Source organism: Bradyrhizobium sp. AZCC 2262, assembly GCF_036924535.1.
Taxonomy (GTDB): Bacteria; Pseudomonadota; Alphaproteobacteria; order Rhizobiales; family Xanthobacteraceae; genus Bradyrhizobium.
Genome location: NZ_JAZHRT010000001.1, coordinates 3,960,540 through 3,984,860 on the forward strand (window position 1 = coordinate 3,960,540; position 24,321 = coordinate 3,984,860).

General features: G+C 62.2%; 22 protein-coding genes. 8 read left to right on the forward strand and 14 right to left on the reverse strand.

Translation table 11 applies throughout. The annotated features are described in order from the left end of the window. The first annotated feature begins 270 nt into the window (after window positions 1-270). Both V1283_RS18875 and V1283_RS18880 read left to right on the forward strand, forming a co-directional pair. Window positions 271-960, forward strand: coding sequence for a helix-turn-helix transcriptional regulator (locus V1283_RS18875; RefSeq protein WP_334387951.1), 690 nt, complete (start codon window positions 271-273; stop codon window positions 958-960). 108 nt (window positions 961-1,068) lie between these two features. After that, entirely contained in the window at window positions 1,069-1,440 is a 372-nt protein-coding gene (locus V1283_RS18880) for a VOC family protein (RefSeq protein WP_334387952.1), read from the forward strand. A gap of 141 nt (window positions 1,441-1,581) precedes the next feature. Here V1283_RS18880 and V1283_RS18885 read toward each other — a convergent pair whose 3' ends face one another. The 3 genes from V1283_RS18885 to V1283_RS18895 form a co-directional block, all read right to left on the reverse strand. Further along, window positions 1,582-2,316, reverse strand: a complete 735-nt coding sequence (locus V1283_RS18885) for a carbonic anhydrase (RefSeq protein ID WP_334387953.1) — start codon at window positions 2,314-2,316, stop codon at window positions 1,582-1,584. Between the two features lie 108 nt (window positions 2,317-2,424). Further along, window positions 2,425-5,934, reverse strand: coding sequence for a DNA polymerase III subunit alpha (dnaE, locus tag V1283_RS18890; RefSeq protein WP_334387954.1), 3,510 nt, complete (start codon window positions 5,932-5,934; stop codon window positions 2,425-2,427). 1,172 nt (window positions 5,935-7,106) lie between these two features. Continuing rightward, on the reverse strand, window positions 7,107-7,850 hold the full coding sequence (locus V1283_RS18895) for an outer membrane protein (RefSeq protein WP_334387955.1): 744 nt from the start codon (window positions 7,848-7,850) through the stop codon (window positions 7,107-7,109). A 303-nt stretch (window positions 7,851-8,153) separates the two neighbouring features. Between V1283_RS18895 and V1283_RS18900 the strand changes: the two genes are divergently transcribed. From V1283_RS18900 to V1283_RS18915, 4 genes are all read left to right on the forward strand, one after another. Continuing rightward, on the forward strand, window positions 8,154-8,447 hold the full coding sequence (locus V1283_RS18900) for a DUF3551 domain-containing protein (protein WP_334387956.1): 294 nt from the start codon (window positions 8,154-8,156) through the stop codon (window positions 8,445-8,447). A gap of 137 nt (window positions 8,448-8,584) precedes the next feature. Next, a complete protein-coding gene (locus tag V1283_RS18905; RefSeq protein ID WP_334387957.1) occupies window positions 8,585-8,845 on the forward strand; it encodes a DUF3551 domain-containing protein in 261 nt (86 codons plus the stop codon). Beyond that, window positions 8,845-9,111 carry a DUF3551 domain-containing protein gene (locus V1283_RS18910; protein ID WP_334387958.1) on the forward strand — a complete coding sequence of 89 codons (267 nt, stop codon included), beginning with the start codon at window positions 8,845-8,847 and terminating at the stop codon, window positions 9,109-9,111. Before V1283_RS18905 ends, V1283_RS18910 begins: the two co-directional genes overlap by 1 nt. A 60-nt stretch (window positions 9,112-9,171) precedes the next feature. After that, window positions 9,172-9,420 (forward strand): DUF3551 domain-containing protein, encoded by a 249-nt coding sequence (locus V1283_RS18915; RefSeq protein ID WP_334387959.1) that lies wholly within the window; start codon window positions 9,172-9,174, stop codon window positions 9,418-9,420. 6 nt (window positions 9,421-9,426) lie between these two features. Here V1283_RS18915 and V1283_RS18920 read toward each other — a convergent pair whose 3' ends face one another. The 11 genes from V1283_RS18920 to V1283_RS18970 form a co-directional block, all read right to left on the reverse strand. Then, window positions 9,427-10,125, reverse strand: a complete 699-nt coding sequence (locus tag V1283_RS18920; RefSeq protein ID WP_334387960.1) for an ABC transporter ATP-binding protein — start codon at window positions 10,123-10,125, stop codon at window positions 9,427-9,429. 7 nt (window positions 10,126-10,132) lie between these two features. Beyond that, window positions 10,133-11,413: a lipoprotein-releasing ABC transporter permease subunit gene (locus V1283_RS18925; RefSeq protein WP_334387961.1), complete on the reverse strand. Its 1,281-nt coding sequence runs from the start codon at window positions 11,411-11,413 to the stop codon at window positions 10,133-10,135. A 69-nt stretch (window positions 11,414-11,482) separates the two neighbouring features. Then, on the reverse strand, window positions 11,483-12,802 hold the full coding sequence (proS, locus tag V1283_RS18930) for a proline--tRNA ligase (protein WP_334387962.1): 1,320 nt from the start codon (window positions 12,800-12,802) through the stop codon (window positions 11,483-11,485). Window positions 12,803-12,988: 186 nt separating this feature from the next. Beyond that, window positions 12,989-14,770, reverse strand: coding sequence for an adenylate/guanylate cyclase domain-containing protein (locus tag V1283_RS18935; RefSeq protein ID WP_334387963.1), 1,782 nt, complete (start codon window positions 14,768-14,770; stop codon window positions 12,989-12,991). 264 nt (window positions 14,771-15,034) lie between these two features. Then, window positions 15,035-16,600: a copper resistance CopC/CopD family protein gene (locus V1283_RS18940; protein ID WP_334387964.1), complete on the reverse strand. Its 1,566-nt coding sequence runs from the start codon at window positions 16,598-16,600 to the stop codon at window positions 15,035-15,037. A gap of 10 nt (window positions 16,601-16,610) precedes the next feature. Continuing rightward, window positions 16,611-17,126, reverse strand: a complete 516-nt coding sequence (locus tag V1283_RS18945) for a YcnI family copper-binding membrane protein (protein ID WP_334387965.1) — start codon at window positions 17,124-17,126, stop codon at window positions 16,611-16,613. A gap of 10 nt (window positions 17,127-17,136) precedes the next feature. Further along, a complete protein-coding gene (locus V1283_RS18950) occupies window positions 17,137-17,628 on the reverse strand; it encodes a copper chaperone PCu(A)C (RefSeq protein ID WP_334387966.1) in 492 nt (163 codons plus the stop codon). Window positions 17,629-17,737: 109 nt separating this feature from the next. Next, window positions 17,738-18,238, reverse strand: a complete 501-nt coding sequence (locus V1283_RS18955; protein WP_334387968.1) for a TlpA family protein disulfide reductase — start codon at window positions 18,236-18,238, stop codon at window positions 17,738-17,740. Continuing rightward, a complete protein-coding gene (locus V1283_RS18960) occupies window positions 18,235-19,449 on the reverse strand; it encodes a sialidase family protein (protein ID WP_334387969.1) in 1,215 nt (404 codons plus the stop codon). The genes V1283_RS18955 and V1283_RS18960 overlap by 4 nt, the downstream gene beginning before the upstream one ends. A 29-nt stretch (window positions 19,450-19,478) precedes the next feature. Beyond that, a complete protein-coding gene (locus V1283_RS18965; protein WP_334387970.1) occupies window positions 19,479-21,821 on the reverse strand; it encodes a TonB-dependent receptor family protein in 2,343 nt (780 codons plus the stop codon). A gap of 93 nt (window positions 21,822-21,914) precedes the next feature. Continuing rightward, window positions 21,915-22,283 carry a DUF2946 domain-containing protein gene (locus V1283_RS18970; protein ID WP_334387971.1) on the reverse strand — a complete coding sequence of 123 codons (369 nt, stop codon included), beginning with the start codon at window positions 22,281-22,283 and terminating at the stop codon, window positions 21,915-21,917. A gap of 476 nt (window positions 22,284-22,759) precedes the next feature. Here V1283_RS18970 and V1283_RS18975 point away from each other — a divergent pair, with 476 nt between their 5' ends. Together V1283_RS18975 and V1283_RS18980 are read left to right on the forward strand one after the other, a co-directional pair. After that, window positions 22,760-23,161, forward strand: coding sequence for a globin (locus V1283_RS18975; protein WP_334387972.1), 402 nt, complete (start codon window positions 22,760-22,762; stop codon window positions 23,159-23,161). Window positions 23,162-23,300: 139 nt separating this feature from the next. Beyond that, window positions 23,301-24,320, forward strand: a complete 1,020-nt coding sequence (locus V1283_RS18980) for a sugar ABC transporter substrate-binding protein (RefSeq protein WP_334387973.1) — start codon at window positions 23,301-23,303, stop codon at window positions 24,318-24,320. The last annotated feature ends 1 nt before the right edge of the window (window position 24,321 follow it).

The window sequence follows — 24,321 nt, forward strand, 5'->3', positions numbered from 1 at the left end:
CGTTGCTGCGATTTCAGGTGGTATTCACGTGATGCAGAACAGTTCCCCCGTGGCTCGATTATACGACGGATCCGGCAGGTCGGCATCGCAAAAAAGCAATGACAACTTCTTGAAGTTCGCGCATCTGCGTCGGTGTGCGGCGGCATGGGCAACCGCGCACAGCGCGGTTGAAGCTAGAAGCGTTCGCGTTCCGGAATCATGTTGATGATGCTGACATAACCTGGCAGCAGGCCATGGTAACCTCGTCCGGCTTGATAACGGGGCGGATTAATGTCGCGCGCGCAGCGCCTGCTCGATCTCATTCAGCTTTTGCGTGGCTATCGACGCCCGGTCAGCGGCGCGGTGCTGGCCGAGGCGCTTGGGATTTCGCTGCGCACGCCGTACCGCGACATCGAAACGCTCAACGGTCAGGGCGCGCAGATCGATGGCGAACCGGGCGTCGGCTACGTGCTGCGTCCGGGATTCATGCTGCCGCCGCTGATGTTCTCGGAAGACGAAATCGAGGCGATCGTGCTCGGCTCGCGCTGGGTGGCGGACCGCACGGACGCGGCCTTGAGCGGCGCCGCGCGCAGCGCATTGGCCAAGATATCTGCCGTGCTTCCGCCGGACCTGAAGGATGGTCTCGATACGTCCGGCCTTCTGATCGGGCCGGGACAAGCGATCGCCGCCGGTGATGCCGAACTGCCGGTCATTCGCCAGGCGATCCGGACCGAGCGCAAATTGCGGATCGGCTATCTCGACGGTAATGGACGCAGCTCCAGGCGCACGGTCTGGCCGTTCGCGCTGGGCTTTTTCGACCGCGTGCGGATCGTCGTGGCGTGGTGCGAGCTCCGCGAGGGCTTTCGGCATTTCCGCACCGACCGCATCGGCAAGGTGCAAGCCCTCGACAAGCGCTATCCGCGCCGCCGACAGGCCCTGCTGAAGGATTGGCGTGCGGCCGAAGGAATCCCCGAACACTGAGCCGATCTCACTACTGACAGTTTTTGGCAGGGTCATCCCCTAAGGCTGAGATCGAGCTGGACGCCGCAAAGCGGCTTCGCAGCGATGTTCAAAACAGGGAACCTGCCAATGCCGAATTTCAGCTTCGTCCTGCTCTATGTCGAGAACCCGCCGGCGAGCGCCGGCTTTTATGCCGACTTGCTCGGCCGCCCCATCGTCGAGACCTCGCCGACCTTTGCGATGCTGCCGCTGACCGAGGGCGTGATGCTGGGACTGTGGTCGCGCAAGACCGTGGAGCCCGCTGCCGCCGCGCAGGCAGGCGCCAGTGAAGTCGCGTTCACGGTCGAAAATGCCGCCGCGGTCGAGGCAACCTTCGCCGACTGGAAGAAGCGCGGGCTGAACATCTTGCAAGACCCCGTGCAGATGGATTTCGGTGCGACCTTCGTCGCGGCCGATCCCGACGGCCATCGCCTGCGCGTGTTCGTTCCTGCGGCGGCGTGAGCAGGACGGCGTGGCTACTCGAACTTTCCGAGCCGCTGCTGGTCTGAGATGAGGCCTAATCCGTCAATTGCAGGTCGGCGAGCGTCGTTCTCGCCGCCGGCTGGGCGCGGCGGCGCGCGCCGCGCCCTATCCAGCCGCAGATCAACTCAACAACTCGACCTTGCCGGTTGCAAGCCGGTAGATGCCGCCGACCACTTTGAGCTTGTTCTGCTCGACGGCGGCGTTGAGGATCGGCGCGGCCGATTTCAGCTTGGCGACGTTATCGATCACGTTCTGCCGAATGGCGTTGTCGAGCGCATTTCCGCTCTGCTGTGCCGACGCCTTCACCGCGGGTGCAATCGCAGCCACCAGAGACGGAATGTGTCCCGGCGGCGGCTTGTCGTCCTTCAGGGATTTGATCGTCGCGTCGACGGCACCGCAACTGTCGTGACCAAGGACGAGGATCATCGGCGCGCCAAGCACGGCGACGGCATATTCCATGCTTGCAACCGTATCGTCGTTAGCGAAATTGCCGGCCACGCGGCAGACGAACAAGTCACCACGCCCGCTATCGAAGGCATATTCGGGCGCGATGCGCGAATCCGCACAGCTCAGGATGGCCGCGTAAGGGTTCTGACCTCCGGCCAATGCCTCCCTCTCATGCTTGAAGTCGTGGCGCCGCGATGTGCCGTCAACATAGCGCGCATTTCCTTCCATCAATTTCTTGAGGGCGGCATCCGGCGACAACAAGTTCTGCGGCTTGGGAGGAGCCTTCGTATCCTTGGCGCTAGCTGTGTCGGCGAGCATCAGCCCAAGTGCTGAGGCCGCGAAGAGAACCAGGGAACGCCGCGAGGGCGCTGTCGGATGAAGCTGATCTAATGAACATTTTTCGCACATTGCAATTTTCCTGCCTTTGCGGCTTGCGGCGTCCAAGTCGCCGACGCCAATGGCGAATTCTTTGCATGGTTCGCGAAGATGTAGGCATGCGCCATGCCCAGGCGCTGATTATAGCGTCTGCACGTCCACCACGCCCGCAACCGCCTTGATCGCGCCTGCGATCTGCGGCGAGACCTTGAAGCGCCCCGGCAGCTTCATCTCCACCTCGGTCTGGAGGTCGAGCATGATGACGAGCGAGACGTCGCCATCGGCGCCGCCCGACGGCGCGGGCGCAGGTTTTGCCGGCGCGCCCTTCGTCAGCCCGTTCGGAGCGGCGGCTTCGGGCATGTTGAGCCGTCGCGCGATCGAATCCAGCGGCTTGGTGTCGCGAACGAAAATCCGCAGGCCTTTTTGGGTTTTCGCCGCGGCGTCATCCAGCGGCTCGGCATGCAGCACCCGCGCGCGTACGTCCTCGCCCTGCAGTTCGGCGCCGAGCTGCAACAGCACGGCAGCCCCCGGCTCCAGCACGTCGCGGTATTGCGCAAGGCCTTCCGAAAACAGCACCGCCTCGAAATGGCCGGTCGGGTCGGATAGCCCCATGATGCCCATCTTGTTGCCGGTCTTGGTGCGGCGCTCCATGCGCGACACCACGGTCGCCGCGACCTTGCCCGCGGTCGCGCCGGTTTTGACGGCGCGGGAGAATTCCGCCCAGGACTGCACGCGAAGCCGCTTCAGCACGGTCGCGTAATCGTCGAGCGGATGGCCCGACAGGAAGAAGCCGACAGCGTCGTATTCGCGGCGGAGTTTTTCGGCCGGAAGCCAGGGTTCGATCTGCGGCAGCATGATGGTCGGCGCATCGGCAGCGTTGCCGAACATGTCGTTCTGACCGATCGTTGCGGCTTCGTGGCTGCGCTGGCAGGCAGCGAGAATGGCATCGGCGCCGGCAAAAACGCGGGCGCGGTTGGATTCGAGCGTGTCGAAAGCGCCGGCCGCGGCCAGGCTTTCGATCACGCGCTTGTTGATGGCGCGCGGATTGACCCGCGCGGCGAAGTCCGCGAGCGACGTGAAAGCACCCTTGCGCCGCTCCTCCACGATCAACTCCACCGCCTGCGGGCCGACGCCCTTGAGCGCGGCCAGCGCATAGTAGATCGTGTTCTCGCCGACCTCGAAGGTGGCGCCCGATCGGTTGATGTTCGGCGCCTCGACCTTGATGCCGAGCCGCTGCGCCTCGGCGCGAAATTCCGAGAGCTTGTCGGTGTTGTTGAGTTCGAGCGTCATCGACGCCGCCAAAAACTCCACCGGATAATGCGCCTTCATGTAGGCGGTGTGGTAGGACACCAGCGCATAGGCTGCGGCATGGCTCTTGTTGAAGCCGTAGTCGGCGAATTTGGCGAGCAGTTCGAAGATCGTATCGGCCTGCCCCTTCGGCACGCCGTTCTTGACCGCGCCAGCGACGAAGACCGCGCGCTGCTTTTCCATCTCGGCGCGGATCTTCTTGCCCATCGCGCGGCGCAGCAGGTCGGCGTCGCCGAGCGAATAGCCCGACATCACCTGCGCGATCTGCATCACCTGTTCCTGGTAGATGATGACGCCGAAGGTCTCTTTGAGGATGGGCTCCAGCACCGGATGCAGATATTCCGGCTCCTCGTCGCCGTGCTTGCGCGCGCAATAGGTCGGGATGTTCGCCATCGGGCCCGGGCGATACAGCGCCACCAGTGCAATGATGTCCTCGAAGCGGTCGGGGCGCATGTCGATCAGCGCCCGTCGCATGCCCTGGCTTTCCACCTGGAACACGCCGACCACGTCGCCTCGCGCCAGCATCTGGTAACTCGGCGCATCGTCGATCGGCAGCGTCGCCAGATCGACCTGGATGTTGCGCTGCTTCAGCAGCTTCACCGCGACGTCGAGCACGGTCAGCGTCTTAAGGCCGAGGAAGTCGAACTTCACCAGCCCCGCCGGTTCGACCCATTTCATGTTGAACTGGGTCACCGGCATGTCGGATTTGGGATCGCGGTAGAGCGGCACCAGTTCGCTCAACGGGCGATCACCGATCACGATGCCGGCGGCGTGGGTCGAAGCGTGCCGTGTGAGGCCTTCGAGGCGCTGGGCGATGTCGAAGGCGCGCGCCACCACCGGGTCCTCGTCGCGGAACGCCTGCAGCTTCGGTTCGCTCTCGATCGCCTGCGCTAGCGTCACGGGTGCGGCCGGGTTTTGCGGCACCAGTTTTGTCAGTTTGTCGACCTGGCCGTACGGCATCTGCAGCACGCGGCCGACGTCGCGCAGCACGCCCCTCGCCTGAAGGGTGCCGAAGGTGATGATCTGCGCCACCTGATCGCGGCCATAGCGCTCCTGCACATAGTCGATCACTTCGCCGCGGCGGTCCTGGCAGAAGTCGATGTCGAAGTCCGGCATCGACACGCGTTCGGGATTGAGGAAGCGCTCGAACAGCAGGCCAAAGCGGATCGGATCGAGATCGGTGATGGTCAACGAATAGGCGACCAGCGAACCGGCGCCGGAGCCGCGGCCGGGACCGACCGGAATGTCGTGGGCCTTGGCCCATTTGATGAAGTCCGAGACGATCAGGAAGTAGCCCGCGTAGTTCATGCGGTTGATCACGTCGATCTCGAAGGCGAGACGCTTTTGGTATTCCTCTTCAGTGGTGCCGGGCGACAGGCCGTGGACCTGCAGGCGCCGTGCGAGCCCCTCTCCGGCCTGGCGCTTCAGCTCCGCGGCCTCCTCTGCTTCCGCGTCCGAGCCTGAGCCGGCGCCGACCGTGAAACGCGGCAGGATCGGCTTTCGCGTCTTCGGACGAAACGAACAGCGCTCCGCGATTTCGACCGTGGAGGCCAGCGCTTCCGGAATGTCGGCAAACAGCACCGCCATCTCGGCGCGGGTCTTGAAGCGGTGATCGGGCGTGAGCTGCTCGCGGTCGGTCTCGGCGATCAGCTTGCCACCGGCGATGCACAACAGCGCGTCGTGCGCCTCATAATCGTCATTCGACGCGAAATATGGCTCGTTGGTCGCGACCAGCGGCAGGCCCTTGGCATAGGCGAGATCGATCAGGCCGGCCTCGACGCGGCGCTCCTTGTCGATGCCGTGGCGCTGCAATTCGACATAGAGGCGATCGCCGAATAGGCTAGCCAGCCGGTCGCAACGCCCTGCCGCGAGCGCCAAGTGATCGGCATGCAGCGCCAGCGAGATCGGGCCGTCGGGGCCGCCGGTCAGCGCGATCAAATCCTCGGCATCGTCTTCCAGCCATTCGAGCTTGATATGCGGAGGTTGATGCACCGGCGTTTCCAGAAACGCCCGCGAGTTCAGCCGCATCAGGCTGCGGTAGCCGCGCTCCCGCGCCGCCAGCAATACGATTCGCGACGGTGCTGAGGCCAGCGCATTGCGCGCGTTCGGGTCCTGGTCGCCGAAATCGACGGCGAGTTCGCAGCCGACGATCGGTTGGATGCCGTAGCCCGCCATCTTGTCGGAGAATTCCAGTGCCCCGAACATGTTGTCGGTGTCGGTCAGCGCCAGCGCGGGCTGGCGGTCGGCCTTCGCCAGTTCGCCGAGCTTGGCGATCTTGATCGAGCCCTTCAGCAGCGAATATGCCGAATGAACGTGGAGATGAACGAATCCGGCACTGGACATGGTCGCTTAACGGGCTCTTGCATCGTGATGGGGAGCGATCATCGGCCGCGCATGCGCACCGACTCGCCACCGCAATGGTGATGCCTTGGCCTTGCCGAGTCCACGCGGAACGCGCGATGCGCGCCCGCCATCCGGCTTTTCCCCAACCCGTCCGCTGAACGGCCTGGATCAGGTTTCCCGTCTCGCATCAAAGCTGCGGAATCACCTGCGCCCAGACCGCAATCATCGCGACAAACAGCGTAATCGACGCCAGCGCCGCCGCTTCTTCCACAAACATCCGCAACATCGTCCGACTCCCTACGATATGAGAACATATGAGGAACATTGTTCCTTTTTTGTTCTGGGAGTCAAGGGCCGGTAGTGGGGCAGTTTGAAGAATGACGCCTGTGGTTAATTCTCGACCTGTCTTGCGACCTAGCGGCAAAACTCACGGCGCGACGAAATGAAGGACTAAAGCCGCCACCACGCATGTCCCAACGGCAATGACTGCGCCTCTCCGCCGATCCGGAATAACGCCAAATGTCAGAATCACCAGGGCGGCAAGCAGGGCGATTTTGATAAATGCTTCCATCGCCAGAATATGCGCCTGTCATCGCCCATTTTCCAGCGCGTTGGGCTGCCGCAATCAAACTGACCCACTACGCGTCACGCCACATGACACCAACGGAGTGCCCTTCCGATTGCGTATTGGGGACGACGAATTGATATTCCGGCTTGGAGTTCGCTAGCTCAACTGCTCCAGCATCGCGATGGCGAGCTGGTTGGGCCGCTAGGGCTTTTCGGGCGGCTTGTCCTGCCGACTTTCTGTCTGTGGACGTTCAATAAGTTCGTATGAGGGAACGTGGTCGGACTCCAACCACGATTCGAGCGCAGCACCGCAGACTGCGCAGATCGCATCACCCGTGTGCGGTACCAAGAACTTCTCTTCAGTGCGTCTATACTCGGCGCCGCAATTGCATTGAACAATTGTCGCCATTCCCAAGATATGCGCCCGGAACCGCCCGTTTTCCAGCCCCGGAACTCTGCAATAATCAAGCAGACCCGCTGCCCAAGGGCTGCAAGACAGCCCTTTTTGCGGACAATTCGCGATCGTTAATCGGGGCCGATCGCCACAACAAAAAGCCCCGGGGCAATTGCCCCGGGGCTTCTCTGTTTCGCCAGTCTTGCGCGAATCAGTACTTCGCGATGACCGGGCCGCCGAAGCGGTAGTTGATGCGGGCGGTGACGAGATCGACGTCCTGACGGATGCGGTCGGCGCCGAAGGCAAGACCGCCCGGGGTGGTGAAGTTGTAGGTGCGGTCCTGCATGAACAGATGGTCGTACTCGACGCCAACCGACCAGTTCGGAGCGAAGGCGTATTCGAGGCCAACACCGACCGTGCCACCCCAACGGGTGTCGTCGCCGGTGACGCCAGCGAGCGCACCGCCAACGGTGTTGATGCGGTAGCTATCCGAGGTCACAGCGGCACCGCCCTTGACGTACAGCAGGACGTTGTTGACGGCATAACCAACCTGACCGGTGAACAGGCCGAACGCATCGATCTTCGAGTGGTTGCGGAAACCGGGGAACGCCAGGCTCGTGTTGCTGCCGGAGAAGTCGGCCCAGTTGCCCTGTGCTTCAAGGCCGAACACCCAGGTGCCAGCCTGCCAGCGATAGCCGACCTGGCCACCAACCGTGCCGCCGGTCGCGTCATGGGAGCCCTCGGGGCCAACCAGGAACGGCGCAACCGAATCCCAAGAGTTGCGGCTCGAACCCCAGCCGCCGTTCGCACCGATATAGAAACCGGTCCAGTCATACACAGCGGCGACCATCGGAGGCGCCTTGGTGTAAGGACGCGCAGCGAGATCCGCAGCAACAGCCGGCGCAGCCGCGCCGAGCGCGATCAGACTGGCCGTAACAAGCAAAACCTTCTTCATTCTTTTAATTCCCGTTCCATTTTGACAGCCCCCAAGGCCGTGACATGCTCATAGCATCGTTCGTTCGAATTGCTGTAACCCCAGGGCAACAACGCACATCAAACAGCCGCAGTATGAACGTAAGTTAATGTTGTGCTGCAGGCGTTTTTCGAAACATTGCACTGGAACCTGCCGCAGAAAATTCACATTCAGCTTTGCGGCGGTACCGCAATGTAGAATGGCTTGACGGGATTGCGCGGGTGCGGCTTGTGTTGATGGAAATGGAACCTGCAAAGCGCGGAACCGCGATGAGGAGATTCGAAAATGCGTAAAGCGATTCTAGCCGTGCTGGCCGCGAGTGGATTGGCCGCACTCGGCGCCGCGCCCGCCGAAGCCGTCGGCACCCGATATCCGTTCTGCCTTCAGGGAGACGAGTACCCGGGGCTGAGCTACTGCACGTTCACAAGTTACGAGCAGTGCCAGGCGACCGCCTCGGGACGTTTTCTCCAGTGCATCGCCAATCCCTATTATATCAGCGAGAGCGAACCGCCGCCCTCCGCGTACCGCCCGCTGCGCGGCCGCGCGCTGCCGCCCGCCCCCGGCAACGGCAGGTACTGACCCGCCCACCGAGAGCAAATTACGCTCCATGCTCGCGCCGTTGACGGACATTCAACGCGCGAACGTGATTTGACGCGTCCCCAGGTAGGTCGTCAGGTTAGCAACCAGAGATTTCCAAGGGCTGCGGCGGAGGATGCATGCAAAGGGCATTGCTGGCGCTAACGGCGGCCTTTGCCGTATCGGTGACGGTTGCGATGCCGGCGGCGGCGGGCGAGCTTCCCTATTGCATCAAGGGCTGCGATTTCGGCGGCGGTGCCGGCGATTGCAGTTTTTCGTCGCTGGCGCAGTGTCAGGCGACCGCCTCCGGGCGAGATGCTTATTGCGCTGCAAATCCCTATTTCAACGCCAGGGCGGAAATGCAGCCCGATCGCAGCCGCCAATCCCGAAGGAGATTCTGATGCGCATTCCGGCTTTGGCGATTTTGGCAATCGCAACCGCCTCGGCAGCGGTACCGGCGCAGGCACAGACTTACGATCCCGACTATCCGGTTTGCCTGCATGTCTATGGCAGGATCAGTTATTACGAATGTACCTATACCTCCCTGCCTCAATGCAACATGTCGGCGTCGGGCCGCTCGGCGCAATGCGTGATCAATCCCTATTACGCATATGCGTCTCAAGAACCGCCGGCACGCCGCCATAAACGGCACCGCAGCGGCTACTGAGCATCGACCTATCGCGGACATGCAGACCGGTCGCAGCCGCCAATCCCGAAGGAGATTTTGATGCGCGTCCCGGCTTTGGCAATTTTGGCGATTGGAATGGTCTTCGCATCAGCGCCGGCGCGAGCCCAGACCTACAGTCCCGACTATCCGGTCTGCCTGCATGTCTACGGCCCGGTTACCTACTATGAGTGCCGCTACACATCGATCCCGCAGTGCAATCAGTCTGCCTCCGGACGTTCGGCGCAATGCGTGGTCAATCCCTATGCGGCCTATCAGGACCGGCCGGTGCGCAAGCGCGGCGTTTACTGAACGCCGCTACTCCAATTCGACGACCCGGCCGTCGACCAGCGACACCCGCCGGTCCATCCGGCCGGCCAGTTCCATGTTGTGGGTGGCGATCAGCATCGCGACCTGCGTCGCCTTCACCAGTTGCATCAGCGCATTGAACACGTGATCGGCGGTGTGCGGATCGAGGTTTCCGGTCGGCTCGTCCGCCAGCAGCGCCCGCGGCGCATTGGCCACCGCACGCGCGATGGCGACGCGCTGCTGTTCGCCGCCGGATAGCTCTGCCGGCCGGTGCGTGATGCGGTCGCCGAGGCCGAGATAGGCCAGAATCTCCTCAGAGCGCTTGATGGTCTCGGATCGTTTGAGGCCGCGGATCATCTGCGGCAGCATGACGTTTTCGAGCGCGGTGAATTCCGGCAGCAGCCGGTGCTGCTGATAGACGAAGCCGATGTCGGAGCGCCGGATCTGGGTGCGGTCAGTGTCTGATAATTGCGAGGTCGGCGTGCCCGCGACATAGACCTCGCCCTCATCGGGGCTCTCGAGCAGGCCTGCGATATGCAGCAATGTCGACTTGCCCGAACCCGACGGCGCCACCAGCGCCACCGACTGTCCCGCCCACAGCGCGAGCTTGGCGCCGTCGAGAATGGTCAGCGTCGCCTCGCCTTGCCTGTACTCACGTTTTATCTCGTGGAGATAGATAACCGGTACGTCTTCCGCCTCCTCGGCCATCTCGTCCTCACTCGTATCGGAGCGCGTCGACGGGATCGAGGCGCGCGGCGCGCCAGGACGGATAGAGCGTCGCCAGGAACGACAGCGTCAGCGCCATGATGACGACCGCGGTGGTCTCCCCGAAATCGACCTCGGCCGGCAGCCGGGACAGGAAGTAGAGTTCCGGCGAGAACAGTTCGGTGTTGGTCATCCAGGACAGGAACTGCCGGATCGATTCGATGTTCAGGCAGATCAGCATGCCGACGAAGAAGCCGGTCAGTGTGCCGACCACGCCGATCGCAGCGCCCGTGATCAGGAATATCCGCATGATCGAGCCCTGCGAGGCGCCCATGGTGCGCAGGATCGCGATGTCCTGGCCCTTGTCCTTGACCAGCATGATCAGGCCGGAGACGATGTTGAGCGCGGCAACCAGCACGATCATGGTCAGGATCAAAAACATCACATTGCGCTCGACCTGCAGCGCATTGAAGAAGGTCGAGTTGCGCTGCCGCCAGTCGACCAGGAATACCGGCCTTCCTGCCGCCTCCGTGACGGCCTTGCGGAACGCGTCGATCCGATCGGGATTGGTGGTGAACACCTCGATCGCGGTCACGTCGTCCTTGCGGTTGAAATAGGCCTGCGACTCCGGCAGCGGCATGAACACGAAGCTGGCGTCATATTCCGACATGCCGATCTCGAACACGGCCGCCACCTTGTAGGGTTTTATGCGCGGCGTGGTTCCCATCGGGGTCACCGCGCCCTTGGGCGCGACCAGCGTGATGGTGTCGCCGGCATGCAGCGACAATTGATCGGCGAGCCGGCGTCCGATGATGACGCCCTGCCCCTCGTCAAAACCTTCCATCGTTCCCTGTTTGATGTTCTTGGCGATCGAGGTGAGGTTGTTCAGGTCCGCAGACCGCATGCCGCGCACCAGCACGCCGGCGGCGTTGAAGGCCGAGGATGCCAGCGCCTGGCCGTCCACGACCGGCGCGGCAAGGCGGATGCCGTCGACCTGGCTGATGCGCTCGGCGACGTCCTTCCAGTCGGTCAGCGGCGATTCCAGCGGCTGCACCAGCAAATGCCCGTTCAGCCCGAGGATCTTGTCCAGGAGTTCCTTGCGAAAACCGTTCATCACGGCCATCACGATGATCAGCGTGGCGACGCCGAGCATGATGCCGAGGAACGAAAAGCCGGCGATGACCGAAATGAAGCCTTCCTTGCGACGCGCGCGCAGGTAACGTCCGGACAACAGCCATTCGAAGGGCGCAAAAGGCGGGGTTCGGACTGTCTCGTTCATGGTCTCATCCATTACTCGATAATCCCACGATTCGGGCCAAATGTGGCCTTATTGGCCAACATTACAAGCGCGGTGGATATCTTATCCCGCTATCTTTGCCACCACTTCCGCCGGGCTGAGATTCTCGCGCGAACCGTCGCTGCGCCGCTTGATCTCGAGCTTGCCCTCGGCGAGGCCCTTCGGCCCAACCAGAATCTGCCAGGGGATACCGATCAGGTCGGCGGCCGCGAATTTCGCGCCGGCGCGCTGGTCGGTATCGTCATAGAGCACGTCGACATCCTTGGCCTGAAGCTCGCGATAAAGCTGCTCGCAGGCGCCATCGACGGCCGCGTCGCCCTGCTTCAAATTCAAGATGACGGCGGTGAACGGCGCCACCGCTTCCGGCCATTTGATGCCGGCATCGTCATGGCAGGCCTCGATGATGGCGCCGACCAGGCGCGAGACGCCGACGCCGTAGGAACCGCCATGGATCGGCACGTCGACGCCATCGGCGCCGGCGACCAGCGCCTTCATCGCGTCGGAATATTTGGTGCCGAAATAGAAGATCTGGCCGACCTCGATGCCGCGCGTGTTGACGCGCTTGTCGGCAGGCACTTCGCGTTCGTAACGCTCGGCATCGTGGACGTCCTCGGTCGCGGCATAGACCGACGTCCATTGCTTGATGATGTCGGTGAGATCGCCGTCATAGTCGACGTCGTCGGGCGGGATCGGCAGATTGAGCACGTCGCTGTTGCAGAACACGCCGGACTCGCCGGTTTCCGCCAGCACGATGAATTCATGGCTGAGATCGCCACCGATCGGGCCGGTCTCGGCGCGCATCGGGATCGCCTTCAATCCCATCCGCGCGAAGGTGCGCAAGTACGCAACAAACATCCGGTTATAGGAGCGGCGCGCCGCCGCCTCGTCGATGTCGAAGGAGTAAGCATCCTTCATCAGGAATTCGCGGCCGCGCATCACGCCGAAACGCGGGCGCTGCTCATCGCGGAACTTCCACTGGATGTGATAGAGATTGAGCGGCAGGCTCTTGTAGGATTTGACATAGGCCCGAAAAATCTCGGTGATCATTTCCTCGTTGGTCGGCCCGTACAGCAATTCGCGCTTGTGGCGGTCGGCGATGCGCAGCATCTCCGGACCATAGGCGTCGTAGCGGCCGCTCTCGCGCCAGAGATCGGCGAGCTGCAGCGTCGGCATCAACAGCTCCAGCGCACCGGCGCGGTCCTGTTCCTCGCGAACGATCTGCTCGATCTTCTTCAACACCCGAAAGCCCAGCGGCAGCCAGGCGTAGATGCCGGCCGCTTCCTGCCGCATCATGCCGGCGCGCAGCATCAGCCGATGCGAGACGATCTCCGCCTCTTTCGGATTCTCTTTCAGGATGGGTAGAAAAAACCGCGACAACCGCATGGGACAACTCAAGGAATCAGTGGGATACCGGAAGAGGTGCAGTGAAACCGGATCGGGTGCGAAAATACAAGGCCGGGAACTGCGAAAAAGCCTCCAGAAATGCGGATTTGGGGCCGTTTTCGGACTCGTGATCGCTACGCACCGTCCAGAAGGATCTTGCGATTGGCAATAGCAGCGGTCAGTCGCTCACTCCAGACCCGCCTGACGCATCGCCTCCTCGTATTTCGAACGAGCTTGTGGCGAATATGGGCCCAGCACATTCCCGAAATTGGACACCCGCAACGCCGGGTCAAGCTGCCGTAATCGTGCTACAGCCTTCATAGCTTCCAAAGTCCTACCGGCGGCCGCATTGCTTGCGGCGGCGATGCGCAGCCCTGGATGAGAGGCAGGATATTCCCGCAGCAGTTTTCCAGCCCATGCCGAAGCGTCATCATGACGACCGGCGAAGAAGTGAGCCGTTGCGACTGCCGCTTGCATTCCTGCGATACCACGACCGAGAGGGCTCAGCCGCACAGCGCGCTCAAGACGCTCGATGGCTACGTCGGGCTCGCCTTGCCAAACCTTTATCCACCCAAGGAAGAGCCACGCCGCCGCAAAATTCGGATTGAGCATGAGCGCGCGCTCGACGGCGGCAGCTCCTGATTCAAGGTCGTGAACGACAAACGCGAGTACATAGCCCCCCGTTGCGAGTGCCACCGCATCGTCTTTACCTACCTGTATTGCCTTGCGAGCGAGCCTTTCTGCCTCCGCTACCTCTTGCTCCCGGTCGCTGATCCAGCCAAATGCCTTGCGTTGTGCATAACACAAGGCGGCCATGCCATAAGCCGAAGCGAAGCCGGGGTCGAGCTTGATAACGCCATAAAACAGCTTCAACGCCTCGCTCGCGCCCTCGCTTGTCGGTTGTTCAAGGCCCCCCGCCAGATTGGACACCTCTCGCGCCATGCCTCGAAGGAAGAGATCATAGGCATCGAGACTTTCAGTCAGTTTGCGCCTTGCGCGTTCGATCTCGGCTTGCTGCAGCTCCGGCGCAATTGCGCCTACAACGCTCTGAGTTACCTTGTCCTGCAGATCGAAAATGTCGTCGAGCCCGCCTTCAAACCGGTCTGCCCAAAGTTGGGCTCCGGTAGCGGTATCAACGAGTTCTCCCGTGATGCGCACGCGGCTTGCCGCCTTGCGAACGCTCCCTTCCAATACGTAGCGCACCCCGAGCTCACGTCCCACCTGCTTTACGTCGACCGCGCGCCCCTTGTACGTAAAGCTCGAGTTGCGAGCGATGACGAACAGCGTCTTGAAGCGGGACAGTGCGGTGGTGATTTCCTCCACCATCCCGTCGGCGAAATATTCCTGTTCCGGGTCACCGCTCATGTTCTCGAACGGCAGTACGGCAATGGAAGGCTTGTCAGGCGGAACCAACCAGGATCTTTCGCTTGCCGCGATGCCACGCTCTCTAACCGTGAACACGCGGACTGGCCGTTCGATGTTCTTTAGCCTTTGTTCGCCGCCATCATCAAAGGCGATATCGAGCTTGTCTAGCACATATCGATGAGCATCATCGGAGAGACAAATACCTCCAGGCTCGGCGATAGCCTCGAGACGTACCGCTACATTGACTGCGTCGCCAAAAATATCGCCGCCATCCTTGATGATATCGCCGACATTGATGCCGATTCTGAATTCGATGCGATCATCTGGTGATACGGTCGCATTACGTTCGGTCATGCCACGCTGAATATCGACCGCGCACCGTACCGCATCCACGACGCTGTCGAATTCCGCTAAAAGCCCGTCACCGGTATTTTTGACAACGGACCCAAAATGAGCAGCAATGTTCGGGGTAAACAACTCCTGCAAATGCTGCCTGAGCCTTACATGTGTTCCTTCTTCGTCTGCACCGGTCAATCGGCCATAACCAGCAACATCGGCCGCAAAAACGGCAACGAGACGTCGCATGAGATGTTCGCGAGCCAAGGATAATTCTCCTCGCCCTCCGCGCGGCGCATGTCCTCCATCCCGGAGGACGGTGCACAACATCGGCGCCGCGCACACTCCGGATTTTAGCTCCGTTCGTCTCCCGACGCCACTGGCTGCGGACCGGCCTCCGATGACCGTCCAATTGCCGCTTGGTAGTCCGTAGGATGGGTAGAGCGCAGCGATACCCATCGACTCTGGTCGCCTGGCGAAGATGATGGGTTTCGCTTCGCTCTACCCATCCTACAAATTATGGAAAGCGCGTCATCGCACCTGCAGTTCGTCTTGCAATGTGATCTTCTGGAAGTCGCTCACCAGCGCGTCGATCTGCATCCGCCAGCGGCCGGGCAGCGGCAGCGCCACGCCGCGCACGTGCCAATAGCCGTCCGGCCCGAGCACCGCGCGACGCTCCATCGGCTCGATGCCGCGCTCCGGCAAACTCAGGATCAGCGTCGCCTCTTTGGCTGGCAGCAGGGCTGCGTCTCCCGTCATCAACTGCAGCACAAAATCGTTGGCGCCGACCTTGCCCGGCGAAACCAGCACCTGGAACATCGCTGCATCCGTGTGGATATGTACCGAAAGCGGCGCGGCAGCGGGATCAATCGCGGCGCGCGGCGGCGGCGTGAAGCGCCAGCCGGCGACGACGGCAAGGATGCCAACGACGAGAACGCATTCCAGCACGATCGCACCCAACAAGGGCCGGGTGTTCTCATGATCCGCAACGACCGCGGGCGTGCAGACAAACCGGTTCAGCGCCGCAAGCCCGAGCAACAGGGTCACCAGCGAAAGCTTGATCGAGAGAAGGATGCCGTATTGGGTCTCGATCAGCGCGCGCAGGCTGCCAAGCTGGATGACCGACAGCACCAGTCCGCTCAGCACCAGCAGCCCGACCAGCGGCACCGCCAGGCCTGAAAACTGCTTGAGTACGCGCGGCAGGTCGTCATTGCGACGATGCGCCATGGCCGCCAGCGGCGCCAGCGCCCCGATCCAGTAGGCCACGGCGACGCCGTGCAAGAACAGCGACGGCCGCGTCAGCCATTGCGGCGAGGCCGTCGCGGCATGCCCGCTGGTCGCCAGCGATAGTCCGACGCCCGCCATGCTGAGCGTGGTCAACACCCAGGCCATCAGGATGCCCGGGCTTTTCCACGCGTACCAGGCGATGGCCATCACCACGATCGCAATCAACAGCGACGGCCCGAGGGAGGTAGCAAGCGCGCTCGTCCACGGCGCTGACGTGACGATGCCGCCGAGGGGAAGATTGAGGAGATCGAGACCTTGCAGGCCGAGCGAGGCCACCGCGCTGGCGAGACCGACGGCAAGCGCACCGCGACTGACCGTCGATCCGCCCGGGCCCTGCCCGATCCAGGCCGCGAAGAACGCACCGCCGACGCCCACGAACAGGCCGAGATAAACCCCGATCCGCGCCAGCCAGATCAACACCGCCAGTGGACCTGTCTTCACAGGCGGCGCGGCCCCGGTCACGGCGCCGATTGAAAACACCATCGATCCCGCCACGGGATGACCGTCCTGCGAGACCACGCGATAGCTGACGATCTGCGTGCCCTGCGGCAGGTCGTCAGGCAAAACGATCAGCACGGATTGCCCGACCGCGCGCGTGGCGACGTCGCGCGCCTTGCCGGCGGCATCGATGACACCGATCACGGCCGGGGCGATGCTCTCGTTGAAATGCAACTGCACCATCTTCGGCGGTTGTGCCAGCACGCTGCCGTCGGCCGGCTCCGAAGAAACAAGCGTCGCATGGGCCCACGCGGCGCTGGCAATGCAAAGCGCCGACATTAGCGCGGCAAGGCCAGCGAGCGCGCGCGCCATCGGGATGGCTTTACGGCTTCGCGATCAGCTTGAGGCCCGGTGCCGGCGTCTTGCTATCATGTCCATGGCCTTCTGAGGGAATATCGATCCAGCGGCTGACCCCCTGCTCGCATTCCTGCACCACCGGAAAATACAGCGTGGTATCCGGCTTCAGGCCCGCCGTAAGATAGCTGGAGAAGACGAATTCATCGAAATTGTCGTCGGCGAGCTTGCCGCCGCTCCACACCACTTCCTTGACGCCTTCGGATAATTTGCTGCCGTGAAGCTCATACTCGGTCGCGTATTTGCCCTTGACCATATCGAGGGTCCAGCCCGGCTTGGGCATCGGCTTGATGCCGATCACACCTTCCGGGATTTGCACCCGCAGCTTGACGGTCGGCGATCCCGCGCAGCCGTGCGGCACGGCGAACACCGCCTTGTAGTACGAGCCCACCGGCGCCTGGCGTTTTTCGAGGGTGACGTGAGCGCTTGCGGGCGAGACCACGAGCGCGGCAAGAGCGATGACAACAAATGCACCTTTCGACATCGGCCGCCCCCTACTTCTTGCCGGAATGATCGTGCCCCGATGGCGCCTGCGCGCCGACGCCCTGCACGTTGAGCGACAGCGTAACCTTGCCGGCTTTTTCGAACTCCAGCGTAAGCGGCACCATATCGCCCTGCTTGAGCGGATTCTTCAAATCCATCAGCATCAGGTGGTAGCCGCCCGGCGCCAGCTTGACGGTCTTGCCTGGCTCGATCGCCAAACCCTTGTCGAGCGGGCGCATGGTCATGACGCCATTGTTCATCGCCATCTCGTGAATTTCGACCTTGCCGGCGATATCGCCGGAGCCGCCGATCAGCCGGTCCGGCGCCGCCCCCTTGTTCTCGATCGTGAGGAAGCCGCCCGCAATCTTCGCGCCACCGGGCGTTGCCCGGCTCCAGGGCTGCGTGATGACGAGGTCGCCGGCCTTGATCTCCTGGGCGTGCGCGGACGCACTGAGGACAGCAAACAGGGCGGCGAAGGCGAAGACTTGCAGAACGGGTTTCATCGTATGTCTTTCGATTTATGAAGTACGGCGGGCACAGCGAACGACAGGGCCCGTTGTTGCCTTAACTTGAGTACGCAAAGTTAATATTCACAATAGCGGGAGTGCGTCTTTATTCGCTCGCGACTTTTTGCCGGTCCAACCATTTTTCGAGGTCCGGTATTTCGGCCGATCCTTCGATCGTGGTGACGGTTCCGTCCCGCGCGATCAGGAGCGTGCGCGGGATCTCGCCCTGCCAGGCCGGGTCGATCTCGAACCGGAGGCGTTCGACAAAGCCGTCACTGAAAATCCAGTTCTCCGCCGCCCCCAACCCGGCCTTCTCCAGAATCGCGCGCGCCGCACCGGGCAGGTTCGGAACGAGGTCGGCGCTGATCATCACCACGTCGATCTCGGAATGGTCCTTCATGAATTGTCCAAGCAGCGGCAATTCGACCTTGCAGGGGCCGCAGGTGACGCCCCAGAAATGCACCAGCGTCGGACGCCCGGCATGCGAACGCAGCACGTTCTGCCAGCTTCCCCGCACGAACGGCTTGAGCTCGGACGGCGTCTCGGCTGCCGGCGCGGCGGCCAGGGAGGCAATGAGGAATATTGCAGCCAGCAGGCAGCGTTTCATGATCCGTCTCCGATCGGCAGCAGGCGATATCCGTCGGCCTTGGTCATCCAGGAAAGGTAGGTCGCCTGTCCGTCGCTGACCAGCAGCGGATGGTCCGATGTGTCCGTCGTCGAGGCAATGGTGACGGGCTTTGACCAGCTCTTGCCCTCGTCATGCGAGATCATCGCGTTGACCGCGGTCTTCTCGCCGTCGAACTCCTTCCAGACCATGGTGGCGCCGCGCGGGCCGGCCAGCACGTACGGCCGCGTAGGATTGCGATCGGAACGGCCGAGCGGAATCGGATCGGAAAACGTTCGGCCCTCGTCCTGCGAGCGGGCGTAGAACAGCCCCTTACGGGCCTTGCCGTTGGTGTACCAGCTCACGTGATAGGTGCCTGCGGGCGAGATCGAAAGACTGGGGCCATGATGCGGGCACGCGGAAATCTGCCAGTCGTCGTTACTGACGCGGTGTAGCTCGCCCGGTGTCGCCGGATCAGCGAACGTCATGACCGCGTGATCCCGCACACCGCCTTCGAAGATGTTCCTGAACACGACGACGGGACGGCCGGGGCCGGCGAATGCCAGGCCGAGCCTGCAGCATTCGCAGGTGTTGTCGCTTGCCAGCCGCGCCTCGGCATAAACAGCGCCGCCGTCCTTTGACGACGCGAAGAACAGCCCTGCCCCTTCGTATTTCCTGCCCTCCTGCTGCGCGGGTACGCGGTTGCGCTTGTCGATCCAGGCCGCGAACACCGAGCCATCAGCATCGAGCCCGAGCGCCGCGAAACGCTGGCTCTCGTTACTCGCGGTGATCGGCTGCAACTCGGCAAAGCTTTGGCCACCATCGATCGACCGGGTGGCGAGCACCTGGCCGTTGAACGCCTTGTCCCTGAAGATCGAAAACGCCAATGCGATGCCGCCGTTTTTCTCGACGACGATCTGGGGACGCGCATCCGGGCCCCAATCGAGGTTGAGCTTTTCCTTGCTTACCTGAACCGGCGCCGAAAAGCTGCGCCCCTGATCCTTCGAGCTTGCCACCGATATCCGGCCCCCCGCCATCCAGGCGAGCCACAGCGTTCCATCCGGCGCAAAGGCCGGCATCACCTTCGAGGCGCAGCGCAGCTCCACCTCCTCGCACGCCGCCTCCGAGGCATGCTGGTGATGACTCATTTGCGCATGCGCTGCGGTTTGGCAAAGCGAGAGAGCGAGGGTCGCAAGCAAGCTCATTCGCAGCATGGCTTTACTCCTTCTGCGTTGTTGTCCGGTCATTTGAACGCCAGCTTCATTCCGGCAATGAACGCGCGCGGCGAGCCCGCGTAGATCGAACCGGTGGTCGCCGGGCTTTGGAAGCCGGCTGCATTGACGTTGTTTCCGATGTTGTTCGCAGACGCTATGTAGGTTCGGTCGAATACATTCCTGATTTCGAAATATAGATTCAACGACTTGAAATAGTCGGAGAGCAGGTCTGTCTTGTAGTGGACGTTGAGATTGACCAACTCATAGCCAGGCGCCTTCTGCAAGTTGGCATTGTCCATGTAGAAGGAGTCCTTCCACTGGACCTCCACAAACGCGCCAAGTCCGGCCCGCGGTCCCCACATGTGATCATAACCGAGCCGCGCCGTTAGCTCGTTCGGCGAAATCCCGGGGATCTTGTTGCCGGCGCGGTTGAAGCTGAAGAGGGTCCCACCCGCGCCGGGACTTCTGATGTCTTCGGTGTACTCCGTGTAGAATTGGTCGAGATAGGTGTACGCCGCCGTGAAGCGCCAGCCTGGATAGAACTTCCAGTCAGCGGCGAGTTCCACCCCCCGATGTTCCGACCTCGGCGCGTTGAATTGGAAGCTCGTATTCGGTGCGTTTGCCGGCGTCGCCTGGGTGACCAACTCGTTGCGGAAAAATTCGTAGAAGCCGGTCATGCTGAGTTTCAGCGCACTGTTCGGCGTCCAGTCGAAACCGAGATCGTAGCCCAGGTTCTTCTGCGTCTGGAGCTGAGTGTTGTTGCCGTTTTGACCGTTGGAAAGGACAAAGAGGTTTCCGACCTGCGGTGTTCCATAGCCAGTAGCAACGCGTCCTCGGAACTGCCACTCGGTATTCGGCCGATAGAGCAGTGCGAATTCGGGCGCGGTGTTCTGGAATTGGCGATCCGCCGAAATGGTGAAGAACGTCGGCCCACCCGTGACTGGATCCTTGTAGACCGAGTTCAGCCCCTTCAGCGTGGTGGTTTCCCAGCCAATGCCCGCAACCGCTGTCAGTGACTGCGTCAGCTTCAGTTCCTCACGCGCGCGCAAGCCGTAATTGGTGTGCTCGCCGAGCACGTTGGCTTGCAACTGACCGAGCGTGGCGTTGCCGCCGGGGCGGAGAAATCGCGTATCGCTCGACCACGCCAGCGTATTGTACCAGCCGCCAAAGAAGGTGGTGGAATCCATGCCGAGGATTTCACCGCGCTTGGTTACGTCGCTCATGTAGTTGTATGAGGGAAAATCGCCGATGGCGCAGGTGTTACTGGTCGGCTGACTGATGTTGCGGTCGTCGAACACGAACTGGTTGCGCCAGGTGGTCGTGTTGTCGAAGTCATGTTCCCAGCGGCCGCCGACGATGGTCCGCCGATCATGCCGACCGAGCCCCGCCTGATCGGCGCTCAGCGTTGTCGTGAGGCCATTGAAGCCGTTGTTGAAGAGCGCCACCGTCCCCTGCTGGAACGGGTTTTGGTAATACTGGCCCAGCGTCAGCCGGACCGGCAGGCGGGTATCGAGATAGTTGTTGATGAATTTTACGGTGAAGCGATCGTCGGGCGTCGCCTGCAACGTGCCTAGAAAATTCACCGTCTGGGTGTTGTACCAGCTATTGCCGATGAACCCGTCACCGCGCGCATCACTCGCAAACAGCGAGCCCTCGATATTGCCGACCTTCTTGCCGTAGGTGAGATAATTGTTGAGGTAGCCAAAACTGCCGCCATCGACGCCATATTCGGCGCCGTCGATCGAGCCGCCCGGGCGGGTGCGGAAATTGAGCGCGCCGCCGGTGGCATAGTTGCCATAGAGCGCCGACGACGGCCCCCGGATCACGTCGATCGCACCATAGGCCCGCGGGTCGATCAGGTCGCTGCGGGAAAGCCCGTCCGGCTGCGTCACCGGAAAACCGTCGTCGAAGATCACGAGGTTGCGGATGCCAAAACCGTTGCGGGCGTTGGAGCCGCGGATCGAGATGCCGATATCGCGGGGACCATTGCCCTGCTTCACCGATATGCCGGGGCTCTCGCGCAGCACGTCGGCCACGGTAACCGCCGGCCGGTTGTCGAACTGGCTGCGATCGATGGTCGTCTCGGTCTGGCCGGTTGGCGCCTGGTAAAGGAGCGCGCGCGCCACGCTCGGCGTGATGCCCGCAGTGAGCGACGCGGCAGGCGCGGGATTTGCCGAAGGCGGCCTCACCTGTGTCCGGGCCGACGAGCGCACGGCCGGCTTTCGAGCCGCAGGTCTGGCGGTTGCGGCGCGCGGCGCCTCGACGGTGACTGCCGGCAACGCCGTCTGGGCCTCCGCGGCGTACGGCACAAGGGAGAGCGCGCTGCCGAGCACAGCCAAGCTCGCGCCACCCAAGGCATGATAACGATACATAAGATATTCCTGACGCCAGCTCTCTGGCCGGCTTGAATGACTGCACCAACCGGCACGGCAATCGCCGCACCGATCATTGGGTGTTCCAGGTCGTCAGGAAATGGCGGGAGGCGCGCGCGCCTGCGCGTGCGATCCGGCGCGGGCGTTCGTCAGCCGGAAGGCAAAATCGAACCAGGCCACCCGCTCGGCAACCCGTTCGACGGCGATCGCCGCGATCTGCGGCACATCGACCGGCGCACCGGTCTGCAGCACGCTGCAAACCGAACAGCAGCCGTCATGGGCGCGGTGGCCGGTCTGATCGGCCTGCCCTGTACCGGGCGCACCACTGCCGTGGCAGATGACGGCGCCGGCGAGCGGATCGGAAGCCGCGATGGTTGCCGCCCAGCATGCGCCGATCGGTGCGAAAATCTGCACCGCCAAGGCAATCAGGACAATTGGCAGAAAATTCTTCAGCCGGCGCATCGCGAACCATCCACTTCAGACCTTAATCACCAGAGAGTCCGAAGTCGAGATCAGGTTCCCGGAACTATGTTGCAGCTTCAAGGAGTAAGCTTGTCGAAAAGCGATGCATTTTGCGCCGCGGGCAAGGCGCCCTACCCCGATACCAAGCCTCGGGGGTATTGCAGCTAAATCCACAACCATCAGTAGCAAATTCCCAATCATTTCGCAGAATGCTGGAATTTTGAACAAAGGTTGCCGAAAATGGTGACAAGATGAAAAAGATGGTCTACCAATCAGGGCTCAGGCTGGCCGAGAGGCTCAAGCTTGGTGGTCCAAGTCTCGGGAGGAGCCCTGACGCGCACAAGCAGCGTCGCCTCGACAATCAAGATCAAATCTAAGTTTTCGAGGAAATTAAGGGTCGACACAATTTTTGAGCAGGGCTTGACGCCCTGCTCTTTTTTTTCGAGAGGTCTTTTTCGAGACGATTGCAAACGGCAATGATGGCATCGTCAAATCCGATCAAGCGAAGTTTCGAACTGGCCGCCGAACGCTGCGAGGATCTGACTCCGCTGGTCTATCGCCGGCTGTTCGACGTACATCCCGAAGCACGGACGATGTTCCGTACCGAGGGCAACGAACTCGTCAAGGGTTCGATGCTGGCTTTGACGATCGACGCCCTTCTGGATTTTGCCGGAGAACGCACCGGCCACTTCCGCCTGATCGAAGCGGAAGTTTCCTCGCACGACGCCTACGGCACGCCGCGCGAATTGTTCGCTGCGTTCTTCGGCATAATTGCCCAGACGCTGCGCGAAATCGTCGGGGCGGACTGGTCGGACGAGATCGATGCGGCGTGGCGCAAGTTGCTCGGCGAGATCGAAGGCGTCGTTGCAGCGCGGTGAAGCAAGCAAAACTGCCGAAGCTCATTGATACTGGCGATCAAGTCGGCCGGTGGCGCAAATGCACCTAGTGTGAAAGACTGCCTCGATCCGCGGTGCGGGCAATCGGCACCGTCGGTAATAACAAACGAGGGAGCGAGCGATGTCCGGGACTGAGAAATCCTCAACGACAAGGCGTAATCTTCTTCAAGCGGCGGCGACTGGCGGCGCGGCAACCGCCCTGCTCGGCGGGTTGGGTATCAACCCGGCGCTGGCGGCAGCGGCGCGTTCGGAAAAGCCGCTGAAGGCGGCGTTCTCCAATGCAGGCCTGCAGGCCACGTGGTGCGCCCAGGGCAAGCAGGCGGCGGAATGGTGGGGCAAGCTGTTCAATGTCGAGGTCACCTGGTTCGACGGCCAGCTCGACGCGGTCAAGCAGCGCGCCGCGATCGACAACATGGCCTCGCAGAAATGGGATTTCGTCGCCATTCAGGCGTTCGGCATCGGCACGCTGACCCAGCCCGTGCAGAAGATGATTGATGCCGGCACCCCCGTGATCGACATGGACACGCTGATCGCCCCGCTCGACCAGATCAAGGTTCATTCCTTCCTGGCGCCCGACAATGAATTCATGGGCTCCTCGGTGACGCAGGCGCTTTGCAACGCCATGGGCGGCAAGGGCAAGATCATCATGACGCAAGGCGCGCTCGGCCATACCGGCGCCCAAGGCCGCGCCAAGGGCTTCGAGACTGTCGTGAAGCAGTTCCCGAACATCGAGGTGCTCGATACCCAGCCGGCGGATTGGGACGTCTCGAAGACAGCTCGGCTGTGGGAGACCTATCTGACCAAGTACCCGCAGATCGACGCGGCCTTCTTCCACAATGACGACATGGCGCTGGCTGCCTACAACATCATGAAGGCGCGCAACCGCACCAACATCCTGATCGGCGGCGTCGACGCCATGCCGCCGGCGATCCAGGCGGTGAGCGAGGGCCGCATGTTCGCGACCGTCCGCAACCCGTCCTGCCGCATCCATGGCGGCGCCATCATCGCCGGCGTCGCCGCGGTGACCGCGGGCGAGAAGAGCGGACAGGGTATCCCGAAGCATGTGATCACGGACGGCCCGGTGGTGACGAAAGCCAATGCGGCCGGCATGCAATGGATGGAGGACCACTTCCTGATCTGAG